The organism is Streptomyces sp. NPDC059142 (assembly GCF_042755665.1).
Classification (GTDB): Bacteria; Actinomycetota; Actinomycetes; order Streptomycetales; family Streptomycetaceae; genus Streptomyces.
This window is the reverse complement of record NZ_JBHZDA010000082.1, coordinates 1-3989: the sequence shown is the minus strand read 5'-3', so window position 1 is coordinate 3989 and position 3989 is coordinate 1. Positions and strand designations below refer to the sequence as shown.

Annotated in this window: 3 protein-coding genes; all 3 read right to left on the bottom strand. The window is 71.1% G+C overall.

Features of this window, described 5'->3' with window-relative positions; translation table 11 throughout:
* Positions 1 to 186: 186 nt before the first annotated feature.
* Positions 187 to 2505, bottom strand: coding sequence for an ATP-binding protein (locus ACFXPK_RS25005; RefSeq protein WP_385078799.1), 2319 nt, complete (start codon positions 2503 to 2505; stop codon positions 187 to 189).
* A 279-nt stretch (positions 2506 to 2784) separates the two neighbouring features.
* Complete coding sequence (locus ACFXPK_RS25000) at positions 2785 to 3438, bottom strand: DUF6879 family protein (protein ID WP_385002986.1); 654 nt, start codon at positions 3436 to 3438, stop codon at positions 2785 to 2787.
* Entirely contained in the window at positions 3431 to 3700 is a 270-nt protein-coding gene (locus ACFXPK_RS24995; RefSeq protein ID WP_385002982.1) for a hypothetical protein, read from the bottom strand. The genes ACFXPK_RS25000 and ACFXPK_RS24995 overlap by 8 nt, the downstream gene beginning before the upstream one ends.
* Between the last annotated feature and the right edge of the window lie 289 nt (positions 3701 to 3989).

The following is a 3989-nucleotide window of genomic DNA, read 5'->3' as shown; positions in this document are numbered from 1 at the left end:
GTGGGGGGGGGGGTGTCCCCGGCCGCTGGCGGGTTCCCCCGCCCCTTTCAGTTCCGCGTCCCGCGTCCGGTTCCGCTGTCCCGTTCCGCTGTCGGGTCTGCCGTCCCGTTCCGCTGTCCCGGTCTGCCGACCCGGTCCGCTGTCCCGGTCCGCTGTCCCGGTCCGCGGAGGGCGCCGCTCCACGGGTCACCCGGGCGGGGCCGCCGCCAGATCCCGCCCGACGCGCTCGCGCAGCGCCGTGGCCCGGGGGTCGTCGTATCCGTCGAGGAGCTCCAGCGCCCGTGTCCAGTGCGGTACGGCCTCCGCGGGGGCGGTGGCGTGGAGCAGGTCCGCGAGCCCGTCCAGTGCCCGCGCCTCGTCCCAGGCGTCGCCCAGCTCGCGGTGGGCCGTGACCGCCTGCCGTTGGAAGTGCGCGGCCTCCTCGTCCCGGTCGAGCGCGCGGTAGGCGAGGGCCGCGCCGTGCCATGCCTGGGCCTCGCGGCTGCGGTCGCCGAGCCGGCGGTGGAGCGTCGCGGAGCGCTGGTACGACTCCAGGGCGTCGGCGAGCGCGCCGCTCACGCGCTGGGCGTCGCCCAGGGGCAGCAGCCAGTACCCCTCCAGCCGGTGGTCGCGCAGCGCGAGCGCGATGTCGAGCGCGGCCCGCGCCGAGGCGAGGGCCTCCTCCGTCTCGCCCCGCTCGCACGCGATCCGGCTCAGCAGGCGCAGGATGTTGCCCTCGCCCCGCTGGTTCTCCAGCGAGCGGTGGGCCTCCAGCGCCTGCCGGGTGACGGTGGCGGCCTCCGGGAGCCGTCCTGCCTCGTAGTGGGTGCTGGCGAGGTTGGAGAGCGCGGTGGCCGCCCAGTGGTCCGAGCCCTGCTCGCGGAAGACGGCGATGGCCTCCTCGAAGTGGTCGGCCGCCTGGTCGAGTTGACGGCCGCGGAGGTGGAACAGGCCGATCAGATTGAGGGAATGGGCCTCGCCGAGCCGGTCCCCCAGCTCGCGCCAGATCACCAGGGCGCTCTGGTGGCTCTCGTGGCTCTCGGTGAGGTGGTTGACCCGGGCGTAGCCCATGCCCAGCTCCGTGAGGAGCAGCGCCTCCCCGGCGCGCTCGCCCAGCCGCCGTGCGGCCTCCAGGCCGATCCGGCCGACGGCCGGCCAGTCCGCCGGCGGGGCGGAGGGGTAGCGGGCGTTGGCCAGTACGGCGGCGAGCTTCCAGGCGCGTTCGTCATGTCCGGTGGAGGCGGCGGTGCGGACGGCCTGGAGCAGGTTGGTGTGTTCGCGCTCGGCCCAGTCCACGGCGGCGTCGTACTCCGTGAACGCACCCGGGCGCACGCCGTCGGCGGGCGGGGCGAGGTCCAGATGGGGTTCGGCGGGGCTGATCCAGCTCTGGGCCGCGTCGGCGGTGTGCAGATACCAGTCGAGTACGCGGTGGAGGGCGGCGTCCCGCTCCGCGGCCGGCTCCTCCTGGGTCGCCTGGTCGGTGGCGTAGGCGCGCAGGAGGTCGTGGAACTGGTAGCGGTCGGGCCCGGTCTGCTCCAGCAGGTGGGCACCGACGAGGGAGTCCAGCAGTTGCCGGCCGCGCCCCGCGGGCAGCGCGCTGAGCGCGGCGGCGGCGTGCAGGCCGAACTCGGGTCCCGGGTGGAGTCCGAGCAGCCGGAAGAGACGGGCGGCCTGGTCGGGCAGGGCGCGGTAGGACCAGGCGAAGACCGTACGGACCGCTTCTGCCTCGTCGTCGTCACCGGTGGAGAGCGCGTCCCACAGGGCGCTCTCGTCCCGCAGGTCCGCGATCAGGTCGTCGAGCCGCATGTGCGGGTGGCTGGCGGCGCGTTCGGCGGCGATCCGCAGCGCCAGCGGCAGCCGGGCGCAGAGTTCGGCCAGTTCGGTGAGCTTGTCCGCGTCGTCCTCGGGCCGGTATCCGGCGGTGACCGCGCGGAGCAGGGCGACGGCCTCGGGCTGGGGCAGGGTGCCCAGCGTCAGCCTGCGCGCCCCGTCCCGGACGGCGAGCCCGGAGAGCCTGCTGCGGCTGGTCACGACCACGAGGCAGTCCTTGCTGCCGGGGAGCAGCGGGCGGACCTGGGCGACCGTGGCCGCGTTGTCGAGGATGATCAGTATCCGCCGGTCGGCGAGGAGGGAGCGGTACAGCGCGGCGGCTGCGTCGGGATCCTGCGGCACGGAGGAGCTACGTACCCCGAGCGCGGGCAGGAAGCGGTGCAGGGCCTCCTGGGCGGTGACCGGCTCCCCCGGGTCGTAACCGCGGAGATTGACGTAAAGCTGCCCGTCGGGGAAGCGTTCCTGGACCTGATGGGCCCAGCGCAGGGCGAGCGAGGTCTTTCCCGCGCCGGCGGTGCCCGCGATGACACAGACGGAGATGACCAGCGGACGGCCTTCTTCGTCGGCCAACACGGCGTTCAACTGGTTCAGTTCGTCCGTGCGGTTGACGAATTGTCTTACATCGGCGGGGAGTTGACGTGGGGTGTGATTCGAGGGGCCGTCATCCGCCGGTGCGTGGCGCTCATGGAAATGAATTCCGCCGCTGACACTTCCCGCCTGTACGACATCGCGGGATTTCCCCGACAGGTCGTTTCGCGACGAGCCGGGGTAACCCTCGCTTCTGCTGGACTCGTTGATCGCCTGGGGCCTTTCGTGTGGATCTGGCTGGATCAGGGGACGGGGACCGGTGCCGTGGATCGCGGGGCGGAGAGGGAAGGCGACGCGGGAGCGCCCTGTCCCCCGCATCCGCCGCCGACGCCGCGCGGCGCGGTGGCCGCACGTCGAGAGCCCGGCCGGACCCCCGACGGAAAGCCCTCAATCCGCATTCGGTGCGGGGGCGGGTGCGGGTGCCGGTCCCGGCGGAGGAAGGTGGGCCACCTCGCGGTCGAAGTAGCTCGTCACATCCTCGCCCGCCCGGTAGAGGTACTTGATGTAGCTTTCCCAGACCCCCACGACCTCGGGGTCGGTATGACGGACCGCGCCGTCGGGGACGCCGGATTCGGTGTAGAGCACCTGATACAGCACGTCACCGCCGAGGACGACCAGCTCCGGCAGGAGACCGTCGCTCTCCGACGGTGCCACCAGCTCGGCGCCGACCACTCTCACCCGCATTCCGCATTCCGCCTGCTGCCGCAGCGAGTGCAGCTCCCACTGCAGGTACGGCGTCAGCGGCTGTTCCACCACCCTTACCCGATGGAACAGGGAATTGCGCCGCTCGTCCTCACGGGCGGCGGCGAGAAGATTCTCGCGCCGTTCCTCCATGAGCCTCAGCGATTCCGCCCAGTCCCCGCGGGAAAGCGCGTCACGACTGGGACTGCCCTGTTCCTCGAAGTGCTGCCGGCGCTCCAGTTTCCACGAGTCCCGGTCGTGGATTGCCTCGTCCCGCTCCCAGAACTCCCGCTTGTAGCTTTCCCCGGAAAGGCGCACACCCTGCTCGCGGCGCAGGGCGGGGGCGCCGAGGTCAAGCATCGGTGATATCCGGTTTGGCGGCCCGGAGCATGTTCCCGGGGATGACCACGAGCCGCTCGTCCGCGGCGAGCGCGACGCCGTCCGGCAGCCGGGGCGCGTAGTGGGACGTGAGGTCCGTGCCGATCACGGCGATATCACCGTTGTCGAGCTGCCAGATGTCCGGGCACTGATCCTTTCCGTCGGAATTCCCTAATTCCTTCGCCGATTTTCCCAGCCGTCGGAAGAATAACGCGGTCGGATCTGCCTCCCAGGCACGTTGCATCCTTGCCTCCACTCGATTTGGTTGAGCACACAACCGCTATCTACTATATATCCGAATGGTTACGCAGAGCAACATACGCCGAGGGCAAGTTCACGCCAATACACCCTCCCCACAACCGGAATCAACGGTACGGCGACCGTGCGTGACCGATACCCGCCAAAGAAACAGTCGATCTCCACACCTGTCGGACGGATGATCCGATTAATGAAACGCACCGGATGGTTCGATGCTTCCCGGACCCACCCCCGCATACGCCGAGGGCCGTGCCCCGTACGCGAACGTACGGGGC

Coding starts and splice junctions, on each gene's coding strand:
- ACFXPK_RS24995 (WP_385002982.1), bottom strand. CDS start 3,700: ATGCAACGTGCCTGGGAGGCAGATCCGACCGCGTTATTCTTCCGACGG.
- ACFXPK_RS25000 (WP_385002986.1), bottom strand. CDS start 3,438: ATGCTTGACCTCGGCGCCCCCGCCCTGCGCCGCGAGCAGGGTGTGCGC.